Raw genomic sequence first — 18882 nt, 5'->3', positions numbered from 1 at the left:
TGTATAAAGGAGTTCAACGTGAACGCACCCATTCGTATTGGTCAGGGGATTGATGTACATGCCTTTGAAGAAGGTGATTTTGTCACGCTTGCAGGCGTGCAAATTCCACATACACAGGGCTTAAAAGCCCATTCAGATGGTGACGTGGTGTTGCATGCGCTCTGTGATGCCTTACTCGGTGCTTTAGCATTGGGGGATATCGGACAACATTTTCCAGACACAGACCCAAATTTCAAAGGTGCGGACAGTCGTGAGCTACTTAAACACGTTTATCAGTTGATTCAAGATCGTGGCTATGTGCTCGGTAATGCAGATATTACCGTGGCGTGTGAACGACCAAAATTAGCGAAGCATAATTTAAGCATGCGCCAAAGTATTGCCGATGTCCTGCAAGTGGATGTCAATCAAATCAGCATTAAAGCCACCACAACAGAACAATTGGGCTTTACTGGACGTCAGGAAGGGATTTTATCAACTGCTACGGTACTCATTATCCATCAAGCTTAAGCTTGATGAAAACTACAAAAAAAGAAAGGCGCTCAATTGAAGCGCCTTTCTACTAGCATTGTATTTTATGAAAATTGATCGGCATGCATCAGAGAATGTTGCAAATCTAAAGTCGCTTTACGACCTTGCAGTTGCAAAGACACGGCATGAATTAGACCGGTCCATGTTTCATTCGGTTCCCAAATTTGATGCATGAGTTCTTGTGCTGTAGGCAGATCCATATCCATAAAGTATTGACGATATAAATACATCAAACAGCTACATTGATTATTCTCAGTGCAGTGAATCCAGACCATCTTGTTTTGTACCAAATGATCAATCAGATCTAGCACAAATAAACATTGTTCATCGGTGGGTTGTTCCCACAAAATCGGCACTTGAATATAGTTCAAGCCCAGTTCAGCACATACTTTATCTTCATTTTCAAGGTGCAATTCAGCATCGGTAAAAGCCAAATTAATAACGGTGTCCACACCATATTCTTTGATTTGTTTAAATTGCTCAGCGGAAGGCTGACCTGAGCTGAATAGATGCTCATGAACAAATTGAAATTGAGGAATATGACTTAATTCTGTTTCAAGGTTATTCATATAAATTCTTCTACACCCAAAAAAAACGCCATCTGACGATGGCGTTCGTCATTCTTTATCGGTTGGGAAGGACATCTTTCAGTGCTGCATCCATTTCAAGCAGTACTTTCTCAGTGGTTTCCCAATCAATACAACCATCTGTTACTGACTTACCATACTCTAAATCGCAAAGATTTTCAGGAATATCTTGTCGACCGCCTTTTAAATGGCTCTCAACCATAATACCCACGATTGATTTATTGCCTTCTAAAATTTGTTCGGTAATGTTTTTCAGAACAAGCGGTTGGAGGTACGGGTCTTTATTAGAATTGGCGTGACTGGCATCAATCATAATTTTGTTGCTGACTTTCGCTTTCGCCAATGCATTTTCAGCTTCTGCCACAGAACCCGCATCATAGTTGGGCTTGCCATTACCACCACGCAATACCACGTGTGCATATGGATTGCCTTTGGTACGAATCACAGACACTTGACCTTGATCGTTTAGACCCAAGAAGCTATGACCATGTTTAACCGATTGCATGGCATTGGTTGCAACGGTTAAACCGCCATCGGTACCATTTTTAAAGCCCACTGGGGATGAAAGACCGGAAGACATTTCACGGTGTGTTTGGCTCTCAGTAGTTCGTGCGCCAATGGCAGACCATGAAATTAAATCTTGATAATACTGTGGTGAATTCGGATCGAGTGCTTCAGTGGCACAGGGCAAACCCTTTTCATTCAATTCGAGTAAAAGTTTACGACCTAAACGTAAGCCTTTTTCAATGTTAAATGAGTCGTTCATATCAGGGTCATTGATCAGACCTTTCCAGCCGACCGTGGTACGCGGTTTTTCAAAATACACACGCATAATAATATAAAGCGTATCTTTCACTTTTTCGCTTAACACTTTTAACCGATCTGCATAGTCATGCGCAGCTTCGACGTCATGAATTGAACATGGTCCAATCACTACAAACAGACGTTTATCATCACCATCTAAAATTCGACGAACAGTTTCGCGACCATTAAGCACAGTTTGATAGGCTTTTTCATTCAGAGGAAGCTCTGCTTTGAGCTGTGCCGGTGGAACAAGAGGTTGAAAACTTTGCACATTCACATCATTAATTTCAGATTGTGTAATGCTATTAGACTGTTGTGTATTCATTGCCGTCACTGGTATTAGAAGATACGTAGATATTGTTAGTTGCTTGAATATAACATGATTAACAGGTCACTTTGTTATAAAAAAGACGAATACATCCTTCAAGAAAAAGTGATCAATCACATAGTTAGATTAAATAGTTAGCTTAAATAGACTGTGCTTTTTCCACCTGCATCGTTGCTACAGGCTCAGCTGCTTTTACAGGTTTAGATTTCACTGGATTCACAATGAAATTGATGCCTAGACAGAACAAGGTAATCCCCAAAACTTTACGGATAAATTTCTCAGGCATACGTGAGCTGATTAAAGTACCGATCACAATGGCAGGAATCGAGCCACAGAGTAACCAACCGAGTAATGTGAAATCGACATTCCCTGAGCTCATATGACCTAAACCAGCGACAAGTGTAAGTAATACCGCATGCACCACGTCTGAACCGATAATACGAATCATGGGCAAATTCGGGAACATTAAGATCAATGCCATAATACCGAAAGCACCTGCGCCGACAGAAGACAAGGTCACAAAGATACCTAAAACGATGCCCATAAAGATAATATAGAAACGCTTGTCTTTGGCTTGCTGTTTCACTTTTTCCATATCAAAGGTTAAATCGGTCGATTCTTGCTTGCGGTATTTATTAAAGAACTTTTCAACTTGTGCACGAAATACAATCGACGCGCCCGTCAATGTCAACATGAAACCGAGTACCATAGTGAGGACAGATTTGTAATGCGTGGATTGACTGAGGAAGTTATCTAACACCCAATGCGTTGCAAAAGAAGCAGGGATACTGCCTACTGCCAGCCAAATCACAATGGGCCAGACAATATTCATTTTTTTGGCATGAACCAAAGAACCACAAAATTTAGAAATAGCAGCATAGAGAAGATCTGTGCCAATCGCGATATGCGGTTCAACACGTAATAAGGTGATTAGAATTGGCGTCATTAAAGAACCACCACCGACACCTGTAATGCCGACACAAAAACCAACTAGCACGCCAGCTAAAATAAATTCTAAAGGTCCAAACATCTATATATGCCAATATCTAAAAACGCGCTTATCTTATGACTTTTAAAGATAAGTAGTTGTCTTGATTATTGATTTACTTATTCCAAAAAATGCTAAAGAAGTTGAATTATAAACAATGAAGTAAGTTTAGCTTTGCTTAAAAATTGATTGTTAATTTATGGTGAGCACTTTTATACTGGGTCAGTAAAAACGAATTGATAAAAATTCAATATTATAAAATTAGAGACTTAAAATGAAAAAAATTCTAGCCCTTATATTTTTGCTCCACCTGGCTTTGATCGTTCATGCAGATGAAGAATATTTTAAAAGTATGTTGGAAAGTGCGAAAGAAGGTGATTCTTTTTCACAATTTTATGTGGGTTATGCCTATGATCAGGGTGAAGAAGTTGAGCAAAATCATAAAAATGCGATTGAATGGTATCGCAAATCTGCAGATCAAGGTGAAACTCGAGCGATAAAGAATCTTGCTATAAAATATGCCAATGGAGAGGGGGTAGATCAAAACTATGCTGAAGCCAAAAAAATAATATTAAAAAATGCCAATCAAGATTTAATAGAATCAATAAACCTGTTGGTGGACTGGTTAATAATTCCGAACACTCCAATTTATAACCCCAATGAAGCCTTTCTATGGGCAACAAAATCCCTGGAAATAGAAAAAAACCCCACATCAGCTCAATTTGGTGGAACAGTTGCTAAATATTTATTAGGAAAACTGTATGATTACGGGATTGGTGTGTCGCCCGATCCTAAAAAAGCGATAGCTTTATATCGTCTTTCAGCAAAAGATGACTATTCTGATGCGCAATTTGCATTGGGTTACCTTTATCATAAAGGCAAAGGGGTTAAAAAGGATATTACACAAGCCATCGACTGGTACAATAAAGCTGCTGATCAGAATGACTCAGATGCACTTTTGAACCTTGGCTATATTTATTTGACCGAAGATGATTATTTAGATGAACAAAATGCAGCTCATTATTTACATGCTGCATCCGAACAGAATAATCCAAATGCACATTATATATTGGGTATATTATTTGAAGAAGGGCGTGGTGTTGATAAGAATGTGGAAACAGCCTACGAATATTATGAAAAAGCAGTCCAAGTGAATTCTGAATTAGCCCTTGACGCTATTGCTAAATTATTAGATCGAAACAAGATTTTAAAGAACGCAAAACAAAGTGATTTAGATCAATGGATTGAATATGCTGAACAACTTCAGAATCCGACACTGAAAGCAAATTTTGAAAAGTTAAAACTTTGAATATTTTAAAACATTCAATTGCACAGTGATTTAAATGCATACGAGTTGCATGGTCATTCATTTGTCGGACATGTTAAACTGCTGAAGATTTTAAACTTGAGTAAAATTCATTGATTTCGTCCAAATTAAAAATAGGCATCGTGGTTGGTGAAGTATCAGGTGATACTTTAGGTGCAAAACTGATTCGACGTTTTCGAGAACAAGGGATTGATGCTGAATTTGAAGGCATTGGCGGTCCACAAATGATTGCGGAAGGCTTCAAAAGCTATTATCCGATGGATATTCTGTCTGTCATGGGAATTGTCGAAGTCCTGAAAGATATCAAAAAGCTTTTCGCCGTACGTGATGGTTTAATTGAGACATGGACTGCTAATCCTGTTGATATTTTTATTGGGATTGATGCACCTGATTTTAATTTGCGTCTATCAAAAAGCATTAAACAAAAAAATCTACCGATTAAAACCGTTCAATATGTCAGTCCGTCGGTTTGGGCGTGGCGTCAAGGCCGTGTGCATGGGATTAAAGCGACTATTGACTTGGTGCTGTGTTTATTCCCATTTGAAAAAGCCTTCTATGAAAAATATCAGGTGAATGCCGCATTTGTCGGGCATCCATTGGCAAGCCAATTGCCTTTGAAAAATGCATTGATGGATGCCAAACAGGCACTCGGACTGAATCTTCAGCAAAAACATATAGCGCTGCTGCCGGGGAGTCGTCGTGGTGAAATTGAAAAACTCGGACCTTTGGTGTTGGATGCTGCGGCATTGGTCTCTAAGAAACATCCTGAGTATCAATTTATAATTCCAGCGATCAATGATGCGCGAAAACAGCAAATTGAAAGTCTGCTTGACACTTACCCTCAAGACTTAAAAAACAAGATTCAATTGCTTGAAAATATAGACACTGAATCAAAAATTGGGCGTATGGTCATGGATGCTAGTGACATTGTGGCATTGGCATCGGGGACTGCAACCTTAGAGGCAATGTTGTTACATCGTCCTATGGTGACCTTCTATAAGCTCAATCGCCTAACTTATTTTATTGCCAGGTTATTGGTGAAAATTCCTTATTATTCTTTACCAAATATCATTGCTGGCAAAAAAGTCATTGAGGAGCTGATTCAAAGCAATGCAACGCCTGAAAAATTAGCCGCTGAAATTGAAAGTTTAATGGATATTGAAAAATCTAAGATTCAATCGATGCAATTGCTGACCATGCATAAGCAATTATTGGCAGATAACAGTGAAGATCCTGTCAGTGAAATTTTAAAACTGATTCAATAGTTCTTGCATAAAAAAGCGACTCAATTGAGTCGCTTTTTTATGGGTTAAAGATCATTAAGCGCGGATCTTGATCTCATAACCTGTGTATTTTCGAATGTTGATTACACCTGTATCCAGAATTAAATACTGACCTTTAATTCCGTGTAATTTTCCTCGAATGATCGGCGTTTTATCCAAATTATGTGATTTGATTTTTTCAGGATATTGCTCAACTGGATAAATAAATTCACGCGGTAATTCATTTTCCAAAATTTCGACGTTTTCATTAAAATCTAAGCTCATGCTGAATTCGTCACGAATCAATTCAATTTGCGGGGCAAATGAATCGAGCAATTCATCTCGAATTTCAATCAAATTTAAAGGCTGAGCTTCACCTTTGAGCAGTTTGCGCCAATCGGTTTTGTCAGCCACTTCAGCGCCAAACATCACCTCCATTTGACCTGATAAACGACGTGAACCGACTTTCATAATCGGGAGTGCTTGAGTCGCACCTTGATCGAGCCAGCGGGTTGGCATTTGCCCTAAGCGAGTAATCCCAACTTTGAGTGCACTTGAATTGGCCAAATACACAATATGCGGTTGAAAACACACTTCTTGTGCAAAGCTTTCTTCACGACAGGTGCCTAAATGGTAGTGACAGGTTTCTGGCTTCATGATACACATATCACAAGAAGCTTTGGTTTTCATGCATTTAAAGCAATGACCTTGTGAATAAGATTTTGGGGTTTTGGTCCCGCAAGACACACAGTAAATATTGCCTGTAGCTTCAATCTCGATCTCTTGCCCTAAGTTGAACGGAAAATCGACTTCTGAACGATCTAAAATAAATTTATATTCTACATTTGCCTGATGTGTTTGTTGTTCAGTTACACTTAGGTTGCTTAAACCTGCATGCATTTTATGGCAAATGCCGTGTAGTTCCATTTCAATACTCTCGCAATATTAAGGTGCAGTTATGGCTGAGAAAAATGTCATCACGTCAATGCTAGACGATTTATCTAAAGAACAGCCAATTCAAACTGCATTATGTCTAGGGCAGAATTTAAACCCAGACCATCATCAATTAATTCAGTGGACATATTTTAGCGTAACTGAGTTTTTAATGCTTCCTTTTACGCAGCGTTATGATTTGGGTTTCGTGTTGATGGACACAGATGAGTTTAAAGATTTAGCCGGGATACAGAAATCTCAATTACTGGTCAAGTTAAGGGACTTAATGGCAAAACGGATCGTAGTGGTGACTGCACTAAAGGACGAACAATTGATGCGAAGTTTGGGTTTTACCCAACTCATTGACAAGACTAAGCATGATCAAGATTTTGCACTTTGGCAATTCAATATTCTGACCTATAAGCATGTACCCGATTGGTTTAATTCTAAATTTTGGGCAAATCCGGAAAATTGGAATAAATTCCGTTGGTAAAATAAGCAGTAGTGTTCTAACATCATCAAAATACAACAATGCAAACCAATAAATCATTTATAAATAAGACATTCGCTCTGTATAGCGATTTTTATTCAGGATAAGAATATGACAAATTTAAGCAATATCGTGGAAATTTTAGCGAAGCAAGCGCTTGGCGGTCAGCAATCGAATGCTCAATCTCAAGGTGGTTTGGGTGGTATTTTAGGTTCAGTGTTGGGTAATTTGGGCAATCAATCTCAACAGCCACAACAAACCCAACAACAAGGTGGTTTGGGCGGGATTTTAGGTTCAGTGTTGGGTAATTTGACTGGTGGTCAACAACATGCGCCTGCTCAACAATCAAGTGGTTTTAATGCTCAGTCGTTACTAATTGCAGTTGTGCCGATTGTATTGGCATGGATTCAAAAAAATGGCGGTCTGCAAGGTGCCTTAGATAAACTCAAAGGACAAGGTTTAACGAGCCAAGTTGATGATTGGGTATCAACAGGTCCTGGTGCTAACGCCAATATAAATGAACAAGCGGTTCAGAATTTATTTGATCAAAATGAGGTTGAGCAAGTTGCACAGCAAGCGCAAGTCCCGACCAACCAAGTCTATGGCGCGATTTCATCGGTATTGCCTGAAATTATTGACTCGTTAACACCGAAAGCAGGTGAAACGGATCATCATGAAGCAAATTCAGATATTCAAAATGTATTGAATTTGGTTTCAGCCTTTTTGAAAAAATAAGCTGGATTGCAATATATTGCATGAAAAAAACCAACTTGATTTAAGTTGGTTTTTTCTTGCTTAAACTAATTGTTTGAATTTGATTTAACCTAAGCATGAATCAACTTTTTGGGGTTAATGTAGTTTCGTTATATAAATATCACTCAACCTAAATATAAATCTCAAGCAATTAGATTTAAATCACACTAATTCTATAAACTGAGCATTAGGTAAGGTAATCGCTTAATTTTCTATTGAAAGCGCTTGGGTTTAATTTATAAGTATGCATAATAATTAATCAGAATAAGCGCTTAACAACATAAAAAATATATCACTTTAGCTTGGAAAGCATTACGTAAATCGTGGTTCTTGAATCTATGGAGAGTTTCAAGTCATGCAGATGGATTCATTAGCAAAAGCATCTTTAAGTCAGATCCGTGAGGTATTTAAAAATTTAGACCCTGTTTCTGAGGAGCTGCGTCAAGGTTTTTTTCGTGCCTCATTTATCGGTCCATGGTGGCTACGTGTTAGTGCGATGCCCAGTATTGCACTCAGTGGTCTCGGTGGATGGCAGGGAAAAAAATTCCTCGATCCTTTTCATGCCACCAATATCATTCAAAATAAACAGGGTGTGTCTGAAAAGCTGCACATGCGTTGTAGTGCGGTCACGTCGTTGATCGATGGAAAACGCAGTGTTGCCTTGCAGTATAGGGATGATGCAGTTGTACCTTGGCGTTGGGTCATCGATGAAATGCGCACCCTTGATCAGAATACCTTCTTGTGTATGACCGTGATCAATCTACCTGTTTTAAAGCATTTTTCTTTTCCCTTTATTCTAAGTCGTGAATCATGAGTGAAATCTTTGATTATGATGTGCTCATCGTGGGCTCAGGTTTTGGGGGAAGTGTTTCTGCGTTACGTTTGGCAGAAAAAGGCTATAAAGTGTGTGTTTTAGAACAAGGTAGACGACTCACACCTGAGGATCTCTCGCGAGCAGGAAAAAATAGTAAATATTTAACATGGGCACCTGCGCTAGGACGCTATGGATTTTTAGCACAAGATATTTATCAACATATGGGCGTGGTACGAGGAATTGCAGTCGGTGGGGGCAGTGTGGTCTATGCTGCGGTGTTACTCGAGCCGGGCGAACGCTTTTATCAAGATCCAACCTGGAAAAACCTCAGTGACGATTGGTCAAAGGAATTGGCACCTTATTATCAAACAGCGAAGAAAATGCTTGGTGTCGCCAATAACCCCTATAAAGGTATACAAGATGCATGGTTAGAAAAAACTGCGATTCGTATGAAGGCTCAACATACTTACGGCACGGTCCCGCAAGGAATATTCTTTGGAAACCCTGATCAGTTTGTTGCAGATCCTTTGCTAGATGGGAAGGGGCCTGAACGCCGTGGTTGTAATCAATGTGGTCAATGCATTACCGGTTGTGCGCAAGGTGCAAAGAATAGCCTCGATCAAAATTATCTTTATCTAGCTGAACAATTAGGCGTGGAAATTATTGCTGAATCTAAAGTGACCCATGTGGAATGCTATGCAGATGGTTATCGCATTCATCGCAAACACCCTTGGAAAAAAAATCCACAACAGCCACGGACAGCTAAAATGGTGATCCTGTCCGCAGGGGTAATTGGAACATTAGAAATTTTATTTGCATCACGTGATGATTATAAAACTTTACCCAATATTTCAGCGCAACTTGGGGAACATGTACGAACCAATAGCGAAGCCATCGTAAGCATTTTATCGAATGATGAACAGACCGATGTCACACAGGGTACGACTATCTCGAGTCATTTCCATCCCGATGATCAAACCCATATCACTCAAAATCGCTTTCCTGAAAGTTATGAATTTATGAAGTTTTATATGGGGCCGTTGATAAGTGGTGAGCAGCCATTCAGACGTGCGCTTAAAGTGTTGACTCAAATGCTGCTGCATCCGATCAGGAGTTCAAAAGTATGGCGTACAAAAAATTGGTATAAAAAAGTCACTGTACTGACCGTCATGCAACAGGCAGACAATCAACTTAAATTTAGTTATGGTCGATCACTGTTAAAAGGATTTCGTAAATCACTCAAGTCTCAAATTTCGGTAGGAGAGCGATCACCCTCCTATTTGGCACGTGCCAATCAAGCCGCTCAGATTTATGCTGAAGTGAGTGGTGGACAACCGCATAATGTCCTTTTAGAAAGTGTCGGCAATTTATCAGTGACCGCGCATTTACTCGGTGGTGCGGTGATGGCTGAAATCCCCAATGAAGGCGTGATCGATGCCAATCATGCGGTATTTGGCTATCCTAACCTGTATGTGGTGGATGGAAGTGCGATACCTGTCAATGTGGGCGTGAATCCAAGTTTAACCATTACCGCTTTGGCAGAACGCTTTTCTGCAAAATTTTCACAGCCTTTAGAGTAAACAGTAAACACGCTCCTCGTTGTTTCTATCCTCAAAGCCTAATTGAGTATTTTGAGAGAGTGAATCATTTGATTCATGAATAGTAGTTCGAATAACTTATTCTCAAAAACAGCAATTGCAGCTTAGAGTCGCATGCTAAATTGATTATCTACAGACAATAAATCAAATTAATTCGACCAACTTGATGATTAAATCACCGTAAAACTAGATTTTATGGATATTTGGTTTAAAAAATAAACACCCGATTAAATTAAATGAAAATAGGGGTTGTGCTTGGTTTGAAACTGTATAGAATACGCAGCATCCCGACGCGATACAGCAAACGAACTTAGCTGAATAGGTTAAGTTGTTAGATGTTTTGCGTTGAACTTGTCTCTGACGAAGAGCAAGAAGATCATTAAGAGATTATGAAGAACAACTTGTGTGGATTTTACTGGTTGATTGATCGAAATTATTTTCATTGATTGATGGTAGAAATTACTCGAAGTTTATTTGAGAAATATTTGTCAGAAAATTGATGAGCCAAGATTGGTGTCCTTTAGGCACTACTGATTTTAAACTGAAGAGTTTGATCATGGCTCAGATTGAACGCTGGCGGCAGGCTTAACACATGCAAGTCGAGCGGATGAAAGTAGCTTGCTACTGGATTCAGCGGCGGACGGGTGAGTAATGCTTAGGAATCTGCCCATTAATGGGGGACAACAGTTGGAAACGACTGCTAATACCGCATACGCCCTACGGGGGAAAGCAGGGGATCTTCGGACCTTGCGTTAATGGATGAGCCTAAGTCGGATTAGCTAGTTGGTGGGGTAAAGGCCTGCCAAGGCGACGATCTGTAGCGGGTCTGAGAGGATGATCCGCCACACTGGGACTGAGACACGGCCCAGACTCCTACGGGAGGCAGCAGTGGGGAATATTGGACAATGGGGGCAACCCTGATCCAGCCATGCCGCGTGTGTGAAGAAGGCCTTTTGGTTGTAAAGCACTTTAAGCGAGGAGGAGGCTACTTTGGTTAATACCCAGAGATAGTGGACGTTACTCGCAGAATAAGCACCGGCTAACTCTGTGCCAGCAGCCGCGGTAATACAGAGGGTGCGAGCGTTAATCGGATTTACTGGGCGTAAAGCGTGCGTAGGTGGCCAATTAAGTCAAATGTGAAATCCCCGAGCTTAACTTGGGAATTGCATTCGATACTGGTTGGCTAGAGTATGGGAGAGGATGGTAGAATTCCAGGTGTAGCGGTGAAATGCGTAGAGATCTGGAGGAATACCGATGGCGAAGGCAGCCATCTGGCCTAATACTGACACTGAGGTACGAAAGCATGGGGAGCAAACAGGATTAGATACCCTGGTAGTCCATGCCGTAAACGATGTCTACTAGCCGTTGGGGTCTTTGAGACTTTAGTGGCGCAGCTAACGCGATAAGTAGACCGCCTGGGGAGTACGGTCGCAAGACTAAAACTCAAATGAATTGACGGGGGCCCGCACAAGCGGTGGAGCATGTGGTTTAATTCGATGCAACGCGAAGAACCTTACCTGGTCTTGACATACAGAGAACTTTCCAGAGATGGATTGGTGCCTTCGGGAACTCTGATACAGGTGCTGCATGGCTGTCGTCAGCTCGTGTCGTGAGATGTTGGGTTAAGTCCCGCAACGAGCGCAACCCTTTTCCTTATTTGCCAGCGGGTTAAGCCGGGAACTTTAAGGATACTGCCAGTGACAAACTGGAGGAAGGCGGGGACGACGTCAAGTCATCATGGCCCTTACGACCAGGGCTACACACGTGCTACAATGGTCGGTACAAAGGGTTGCTACCTAGCGATAGGATGCTAATCTCAAAAAGCCGATCGTAGTCCGGATTGGAGTCTGCAACTCGACTCCATGAAGTCGGAATCGCTAGTAATCGCGGATCAGAATGCCGCGGTGAATACGTTCCCGGGCCTTGTACACACCGCCCGTCACACCATGGGAGTTTGTTGCACCAGAAGTAGGTAGTCTAACCGCAAGGAGGACGCTTACCACGGTGTGGCCGATGACTGGGGTGAAGTCGTAACAAGGTAGCCGTAGGGGAACCTGCGGCTGGATCACCTCCTTAACGAAAGATTGACGATCGGTAAGAATCCACAACAAGTTGTTCTTCATGAAGATGTATCTGAGGTCTGTAGCTCAGTTGGTTAGAGCACACGCTTGATAAGCGTGGGGTCACAAGTTCAAGTCTTGTCAGACCCACCACTATCTGACTAACGCAGTATGAAAATACTGAAGCGAACAGAACGTAAAGATATATCGAATCTATATGATAAGCTGGGGACTTAGCTTAGTTGGTAGAGCGCCTGCTTTGCACGCAGGAGGTCAGGAGTTCGACTCTCCTAGTCTCCACCAAATTTTAAGATCAGAAAAGCACTGCTTTTCCTTAAAATTTAAGCGAGAAGTTATACTTCGAGCACTGAGTAAGCGATCAGTTGGTTAGATTATAGAAATTAGTAAGAAATTGCGTATAATGCGCGTCTTGTTAACTTCTGTGATTTATCACAGTTGCTGCGCTCCGATGAGGACGTAGACAATCATTAACAGAATATATTTGAGTTGAAATTAATTGTTTAACTCATTCCAAAAGCGGAAACGACATAACGTAAGTTATGAAGTTGAAGTGATTGAATGAGAACTAGCGAAATTAACTGAATCAAGCGTTTTGGTATATGAATCTAATTGAAGCTGTACTGTAGTTAAATCTACGAGACGCCAACTGTATGATCGAGCAATCGATCTGTTGCTAACCCCACTTGTAAGGGTTAACGACTGTTTGGGGTTGTATAGTCAAGTAATTAAGTGCATGTGGTGGATGCCTTGGCAGTCAGAGGCGATGAAAGACGTAATAGCCTGCGATAAGCTCCGGGGAGGCGGCAAATATCCTGTGATCCGGAGATTTCTGAATGGGGAAACCCACTTACTATAAGGTAGGTATTGCAACATGAATACATAGTGTTGCAAGGCGAACGAGGGGAAGTGAAACATCTCAGTACCCTTAGGAAAAGAAATCAATTGAGATTCCCTTAGTAGCGGCGAGCGAACGGGGAAAAGCCCATTAAGTCATATCAGTTTTAGTGGAATGCTCTGGGAAGTGCAACCATAGTGGGTGATAGTCCTGTACACGAAAGGGCTGATATGATGATGTCGAGTAGGGCGAGGCACGTGAAACCTTGTCTGAATATGGGGGGACCATCCTCCAAGGCTAAATACTCCTGACTGACCGATAGTGAACCAGTACCGTGAGGGAAAGGCGAAAAGAACCCCTGTGAGGGGAGTGAAATAGATCCTGAAACCGCATGCATACAAGCAGTGGGAGCCGACTTGTTCGGTGACTGCGTACCTTTTGTATAATGGGTCAGCGACTTACATTCAGTAGCAAGGTTAACCGCATAGGGGAGCCGTAGAGAAATCGAGTCTTAATAGGGCGTTTAGTTGCTGGGTGTAGACCCGAAACCAGGCGATCTATCCATGAGCAGGTTGAAGGTTGGGTAACACTAACTGGAGGACCGAACCCACTGTCGTTGAAAAGCCAGGGGATGACTTGTGGATAGGGGTGAAAGGCTAATCAAGCCTGGTGATAGCTGGTTCTCCCCGAAAGCTATTTAGGTAGCGCCTCGGACGAATACCATTGGGGGTAGAGCACTGTTTCGGCTAGGGGGTCATCCCGACTTACCAAACCGATGCAAACTCCGAATACCAATGAGTACTATCCGGGAGACAGACTGCGGGTGCTAACGTCCGTAGTCAAGAGGAAAACAATCCAGACCGCCAGCTAAGGCCCCAAAATTGTAGTTAAGTGGGAAACGATGTGGGAAGGCATAGACAGCTAGGAGGTTGGCTTAGAAGCAGCCACCCTTTAAAGAAAGCGTAATAGCTCACTAGTCGAGTCGGCCTGCGCGGAAGATGTAACGGGGCTAAAACTACATGCCGAAGCTGCGGATTTGCAATTTATTGCAAGTGGTAGGGGAGCGTTCTGTAAGCCGATGAAGGTGGATTGAGAAGTCTGCTGGAGGTATCAGAAGTGCGAATGCTGACGTGAGTAACGACAAAACGAGTGAAAAACTCGTTCGCTGAAAGACCAAGGGTTCCAGTCCAACGTTAATCGGGGCTGGGTGAGTCGACCCCTAAGGCGAGGCCGAAAGGCGTAGTCGATGGGAAATTGGTTAATATTCCAATACTTCTGTGTAATGCGATGAGAGGACGGAGAAGGTTAAGTCAGCCTGGCGTTGGTTGTCCAGGTGAAAGACAGTAGGCATGCATCTTAGGCAAATCCGGGGTGCTCTATGCTGAGAGTTGATAGCAAGCTGTACTTGTACAGCGAAGTGGCTGATACCATACTTCCAGGAAAAGTCTCTAAGCTTCAGTTACACAGGAATCGTACCCGAAACCGACACAGGTGGTCAGGTCGAGTAGACCAAAGCGCTTGAGAGAACTCTGCTGAAGGAACTAGGCAAAATGGTACCGTAACTTCGGGAGAAGGTACGCTGTCGACGGTGATGGAACTTGCTTCCTGAGCTATTGACAGCCACAGAAACCAGGCCCCTGCAACTGTTTATTAAAAACATAGCACTCTGCAAACACGAAAGTGGACGTATAGGGTGTGATGCCTGCCCGGTGCTGGAAGGTTAATTGATGGGGTTAGCGTAAGCGAAGCTCTTGATCGAAGCCCCAGTAAACGGCGGCCGTAACTATAACGGTCCTAAGGTAGCGAAATTCCTTGTCGGGTAAGTTCCGACCTGCACGAATGGCATAATGATGGGGGCGCTGTCTCCAGCAGAGACTCAGTGAAATCGAATTCGCCGTGAAGATGCGGTGTACCCGCGGCTAGACGGAAAGACCCCGTGAACCTTTACTGCAGCTTGACATTGAACTTTGATCTTACTTGTGTAGGATAGGTGGGAGGCTTTGAAACTAGGACGCCAGTTCTAGTGGAGCCAATCTTGAAATACCACCCTGGTAATATTGAGGTTCTAACTCTGCTCCATGATCTGGAGCGAGGACCATGTCTGGTGGGTAGTTTGACTGGGCGGTCTCCTCCTAAAGAGTAACGGAGGAGTACGAAGGTGCGCTCAGCGTGGTCGGAAATCACGCGTAGAGTATAAAGGCAAAAGCGCGCTTAACTGCGAGACCCACAAGTCGAGCAGGTACGAAAGTAGGTCTTAGTGATCCGGTGGTTCTGTATGGAAGGGCCATCGCTCAACGGATAAAAGGTACTCTGGGGATAACAGGCTGATACCGCCCAAGAGTTCATATCGACGGCGGTGTTTGGCACCTCGATGTCGGCTCATCTCATCCTGGGGCTGAAGCAGGTCCCAAGGGTATGGCTGTTCGCCATTTAAAGAGGTACGCGAGCTGGGTTTAGAACGTCGTGAGACAGTTCGGTCCCTATCTACCGTGGGCGTTGGAAATTTGAGAGGATCTGCTCCTAGTACGAGAGGACCAGAGTGGACGAACCTCTGGTGTACCGGTTGTGACGCCAGTCGCATCGCCGGGTAGCTATGTTCGGAAGGGATAACCGCTGAAAGCATCTAAGCGGGAAGCCTACCTCAAGATTAGATTTCCCTAGGACTATATGTCCTCTAAAGAGCCGTTGAAGACTACAACGTTGATAGGTTGGATGTGGAAGCATAGTGATATGTGAAGCTGACCAATACTAATTACTCGTGAGGCTTGACTATACAACACCCAAACAGTTGTTGTATAAAGCATCAGTTGATTCGATATTCATCAAAACACCTTGATTTAGTGATCAAGCTAGTTAAACTAAACAACTCAAGTATTTCTGTTAATAACTCATTTGGAAAAACACTTAGCACATACGTAAGACTAAGCGAGTATCCATAAACAGTTGTGCTGGCGACAATAGCAAGAGTGAACCACCTGATCCCTTCCCGAACTCAGAAGTGAAACCTCTTAGCGCTGATGGTAGTGTGGGGTTACCCATGTGAGAGTAAGTCATCGCCAGCTCATTATTCCTAAAAACACCCTGTCTCTCATGAGCAGGGTGTTTTTTTATGCGCGAAATAAAATATTAAAACAAAGATAAGACATCATGATATTCCGAGTATTCATGCTTGAAAATAAATGCATTGGCGAATATTAAAATTTGATGATTTTGGTTGATAATTAATTAAAATATGAAACAAAGTTATCATTCAAAAAATGAATGATTATACTTTGGGTGTAGTGCCAACATTATTAGCTTCTATTGCCTAGACATTTAGTTCTTAATCCTCCATTTTGTATAAAACTAAAAGGATATTTAGTTTTTTAATGATAAGAATCACAACTGATAAAACGCAAGTGAAAGCGTTTAAATCATAAGAAAAACTCACAATAGGAGTTGAGCTTAAATGGCAACGAATACAATGAATGTGAATGCTGTAGTCGATAAAGCAAAGTTTAAACCTTTACATTTGACCGTGGTACTTTGGTGCTTAATTATTGTGTTATTTGACGGTTATGATCTCGCGATTAATGGTGTTACTTTACCGCTTCTCATGCAAGAGTGGGGAATGAGTGCAGTGCAAGCGGGTATGCTTGCCAGTACAGCTTTGGCAGGCATGATGTTTGGCGCAATGTTTTTTGGGATGCTAGCCGATAAAATTGGACGTAAAAATGTCATTTTAATTTGTGTAGCCTTATTCAGTGGATTTACGTTCCTTGGTGGCTTTTCTAACAATCCAACTCAGTTTGGTGTGTTGCGGTTTATTGCCGGTCTAGGTATTGGGGGTGTATTGCCTAATTTGGTTGCCCTAACTTCTGAATATGCGCCTGAAAAACTACGAAGTACTTTAGTGACAGGTATGTTTAGTGGTTATGCGATGGGTGGTATCATGGCTGCATTATTCGGTGCGTGGTTTACACCAAGTTTTGGCTGGCAGATCATGTTTTGGATTGCCGGTGTACCCCTTCTGCTTCTTCCTTTAATTTGGAAATTTTTGCCTGAATCATTGGCCTTTTTAGTTAAACAACAAAAGATAGATAAAGCGAAGGCTATCGTACAAAAATTATCACCTGAAGACCGGGTGACTTCGCAAACGGTTTTGGTCTTTAATGAAAGTAAAGTGCCTGCGGCATCTATATCTGCATTGTTTCAAGAAGGACGAGCAACCGGTACTTTATTGTTTTGGTTAGCCTTTTTTATGTGCTTATTGATGCTTTATGCATTGGGTAGTTGGTTGCCAAAACTTATGATGGCAGCAGGATATTCTTTGGGTAGCAGTCTAATGTTTCTCTTGGCTCTGAATATCGGTGCAGTCATTGGAACCGCAGGTGGTGGGATCTTGGCAGATCGTTTTCATATTAAACCCGTTATTATATCTATGCTCAGTGTGGGCGTTTTAGCACTCATCGGTCTGGGCTTTAATTCACCGCAGCCGGTGATTTATTTATTGGTCTCTTTGGCAGGAGCAGCTTCAGTCGGCTGTAGTATTTTACTATATAGTTACGTTGCACAATTTTATCCATTGGCGGTACGCTCAACAGGTTTAGGCTGGGCATCTGGTATTGGGCGTATGGGTGCGATTGTGGGTCCTATTGTCATAGGATATTTGCTGGGTTTAGAGCTACCTCATAAGATGAACTTTATCGCGGTTGCGATCCCCGCCATAGTTGGCGGAATGGCTATTTTATGCATTAAACGAGAAAAGGAAACCAATTTAGCTCAAACTTCAATTGTTCCGACATCAAAGGTGATTGTTGAGTAAAGTTTCAGTCCATTTTATTCATTTATAAAAATACAATCTGATATTTTAATCAGGACAGAGACTCGGATGGATTCATCCGGGTCTTTTTGATGGGCGGACGATAATTTGGATACCCATAAAAAAGTGCCATTGTTGGCACTTCATTTGAGAGTTTAAGACTTTAAAGTGCTTGTTTGAGTGTTTTTTGGTGTTGTTTCACTTGTTTAGCATAACGCTTACCTTGCTTTTTCATTTTTCGCTGATTGTTATAACCTGATGGTCCAACATTATAATAAGCCAATGCTTTCTTCCAGTTTCCAGCTCTTTGGTTGTAGCGCGCAAGTACATACGTTCCACAATTGATATTTATATTTTCTTGAAATAAGTCACCTGGACAGCTTTGTTGCCAATAACGTGGAATAATCTGGGTTAAACCAACAGCACCTGCTGGCGAAACGGCAGAGTTCCGATAGGAAGATTCTTGACGAATCAGTGCTGCGATAAGAATTGGATCTACAGCATATTGTTCAGCGCTTTGTACAATCATCGGCGAAACACGTTGTGCAGTCGTTGCATCAACACGGTAGGCTTTTTGAATACCCACAGCTAATTTTCCTGCGCGTTTTTCTACGGAGCCACCACCGAGGCTTGAACAGCCTGCCAATGCACTTAAGCAGAGTGAAAGAGTGATTATTTTCCAATTGAAAAATGGCTGAGTAAATGAAGAACGAGGCTTTTGCGTTTTAAACAGAATGAACAAAATCAAAACCA

At 42.0% G+C, this 18882-nt stretch carries 13 protein-coding genes, 1 tRNA gene and 3 rRNA genes; 12 read left to right on the top strand and 5 right to left on the bottom strand.

Annotation, left to right across the window (positions count from 1 at the left end; all coding sequences use genetic code 11):
- The first annotated feature begins 18 nt into the window (after positions 1 to 18).
- Positions 19 to 507, top strand: coding sequence for a 2-C-methyl-D-erythritol 2,4-cyclodiphosphate synthase (gene ispF, locus G8D99_RS09130; protein ID WP_166324801.1), 489 nt, complete (start codon positions 19 to 21; stop codon positions 505 to 507).
- A gap of 65 nt (positions 508 to 572) precedes the next feature.
- On the opposite strand, the gene G8D99_RS09125 is transcribed toward ispF, so the two are convergent.
- The 3 genes from G8D99_RS09125 to G8D99_RS09115 form a co-directional block, all read right to left on the bottom strand.
- Positions 573 to 1097 (bottom strand): protein tyrosine phosphatase family protein, encoded by a 525-nt coding sequence (locus tag G8D99_RS09125; RefSeq protein ID WP_166324798.1) that lies wholly within the window; start codon positions 1095 to 1097, stop codon positions 573 to 575.
- 55 nt (positions 1098 to 1152) lie between these two features.
- Positions 1153 to 2244 carry a 3-deoxy-7-phosphoheptulonate synthase gene (locus G8D99_RS09120; protein ID WP_166324795.1) on the bottom strand — a complete coding sequence of 364 codons (1092 nt, stop codon included), beginning with the start codon at positions 2242 to 2244 and terminating at the stop codon, positions 1153 to 1155.
- A 142-nt stretch (positions 2245 to 2386) separates the two neighbouring features.
- Positions 2387 to 3277 (bottom strand): sulfite exporter TauE/SafE family protein, encoded by an 891-nt coding sequence (locus G8D99_RS09115; protein ID WP_166324792.1) that lies wholly within the window; start codon positions 3275 to 3277, stop codon positions 2387 to 2389.
- A 232-nt stretch (positions 3278 to 3509) separates the two neighbouring features.
- On the opposite strand from G8D99_RS09115, the gene G8D99_RS09110 reads away from it, so the two are divergent.
- Both G8D99_RS09110 and lpxB read left to right on the top strand, forming a co-directional pair.
- The gene (locus G8D99_RS09110) at positions 3510 to 4544 is read left to right on the top strand and encodes a tetratricopeptide repeat protein (protein ID WP_166324789.1); all 1035 of its coding nucleotides are present in this window, start codon (positions 3510 to 3512) and stop codon (positions 4542 to 4544) included.
- Between the two features lie 110 nt (positions 4545 to 4654).
- Complete coding sequence (gene lpxB / locus G8D99_RS09105) at positions 4655 to 5827, top strand: lipid-A-disaccharide synthase (RefSeq protein WP_166324786.1); 1173 nt, start codon at positions 4655 to 4657, stop codon at positions 5825 to 5827.
- A gap of 54 nt (positions 5828 to 5881) precedes the next feature.
- Here the strand turns inward: lpxB and G8D99_RS09100 are convergent, their stop codons facing one another.
- A complete protein-coding gene (locus G8D99_RS09100) occupies positions 5882 to 6751 on the bottom strand; it encodes a DUF2797 domain-containing protein (protein WP_166324783.1) in 870 nt (289 codons plus the stop codon).
- Between the two features lie 31 nt (positions 6752 to 6782).
- On the opposite strand from G8D99_RS09100, the gene G8D99_RS09095 reads away from it, so the two are divergent.
- The 9 genes from G8D99_RS09095 (at position 6783) to G8D99_RS09055 (ending at position 18132) form a co-directional block, all read left to right on the top strand.
- The gene (locus G8D99_RS09095; RefSeq protein ID WP_166324780.1) at positions 6783 to 7250 is read left to right on the top strand and encodes a DUF6231 family protein; all 468 of its coding nucleotides are present in this window, start codon (positions 6783 to 6785) and stop codon (positions 7248 to 7250) included.
- A gap of 108 nt (positions 7251 to 7358) precedes the next feature.
- Positions 7359 to 7982 (top strand): YidB family protein, encoded by a 624-nt coding sequence (locus G8D99_RS09090; RefSeq protein WP_166324777.1) that lies wholly within the window; start codon positions 7359 to 7361, stop codon positions 7980 to 7982.
- A 373-nt stretch (positions 7983 to 8355) separates the two neighbouring features.
- Entirely contained in the window at positions 8356 to 8814 is a 459-nt protein-coding gene (locus G8D99_RS09085) for a hypothetical protein (RefSeq protein ID WP_166324774.1), read from the top strand.
- Positions 8811 to 10394: a GMC oxidoreductase gene (locus G8D99_RS09080; protein WP_166324771.1), complete on the top strand. Its 1584-nt coding sequence runs from the start codon at positions 8811 to 8813 to the stop codon at positions 10392 to 10394. The genes G8D99_RS09085 and G8D99_RS09080 overlap by 4 nt, the downstream gene beginning before the upstream one ends.
- A gap of 556 nt (positions 10395 to 10950) precedes the next feature.
- Positions 10951 to 12488: ribosomal RNA gene (locus tag G8D99_RS09075) — 16S ribosomal RNA — on the top strand.
- A 211-nt stretch (positions 12489 to 12699) separates the two neighbouring features.
- Positions 12700 to 12775 (top strand) — tRNA-Ala (locus G8D99_RS09070).
- 433 nt (positions 12776 to 13208) lie between these two features.
- Positions 13209 to 16101: ribosomal RNA gene (locus tag G8D99_RS09065) — 23S ribosomal RNA — on the top strand.
- A 174-nt stretch (positions 16102 to 16275) separates the two neighbouring features.
- Positions 16276 to 16390: ribosomal RNA gene (gene rrf, locus G8D99_RS09060) — 5S ribosomal RNA — on the top strand.
- Together the 16S, 23S and 5S rRNA genes with 1 tRNA gene alongside form the textbook arrangement of a ribosomal RNA operon.
- 386 nt (positions 16391 to 16776) lie before the next feature.
- Positions 16777 to 18132 (top strand): MFS transporter, encoded by a 1356-nt coding sequence (locus G8D99_RS09055; RefSeq protein WP_166324768.1) that lies wholly within the window; start codon positions 16777 to 16779, stop codon positions 18130 to 18132.
- Positions 18133 to 18292: 160 nt separating this feature from the next.
- Here G8D99_RS09055 and G8D99_RS09050 read toward each other — a convergent pair whose 3' ends face one another.
- Positions 18293 to 18805: a transglycosylase SLT domain-containing protein gene (locus G8D99_RS09050; protein WP_227554402.1), complete on the bottom strand. Its 513-nt coding sequence runs from the start codon at positions 18803 to 18805 to the stop codon at positions 18293 to 18295.
- Positions 18806 to 18882: the final 77 nt, after the last annotated feature.

It is taken from the genome of Acinetobacter lanii (assembly GCF_011578285.1).
Lineage (GTDB): Bacteria > Pseudomonadota > Gammaproteobacteria > Pseudomonadales > Moraxellaceae > Acinetobacter > Acinetobacter lanii.
Note: the sequence above shows the minus strand (reverse complement) of the source record. Positions and strands in the feature narration are given on the sequence as shown.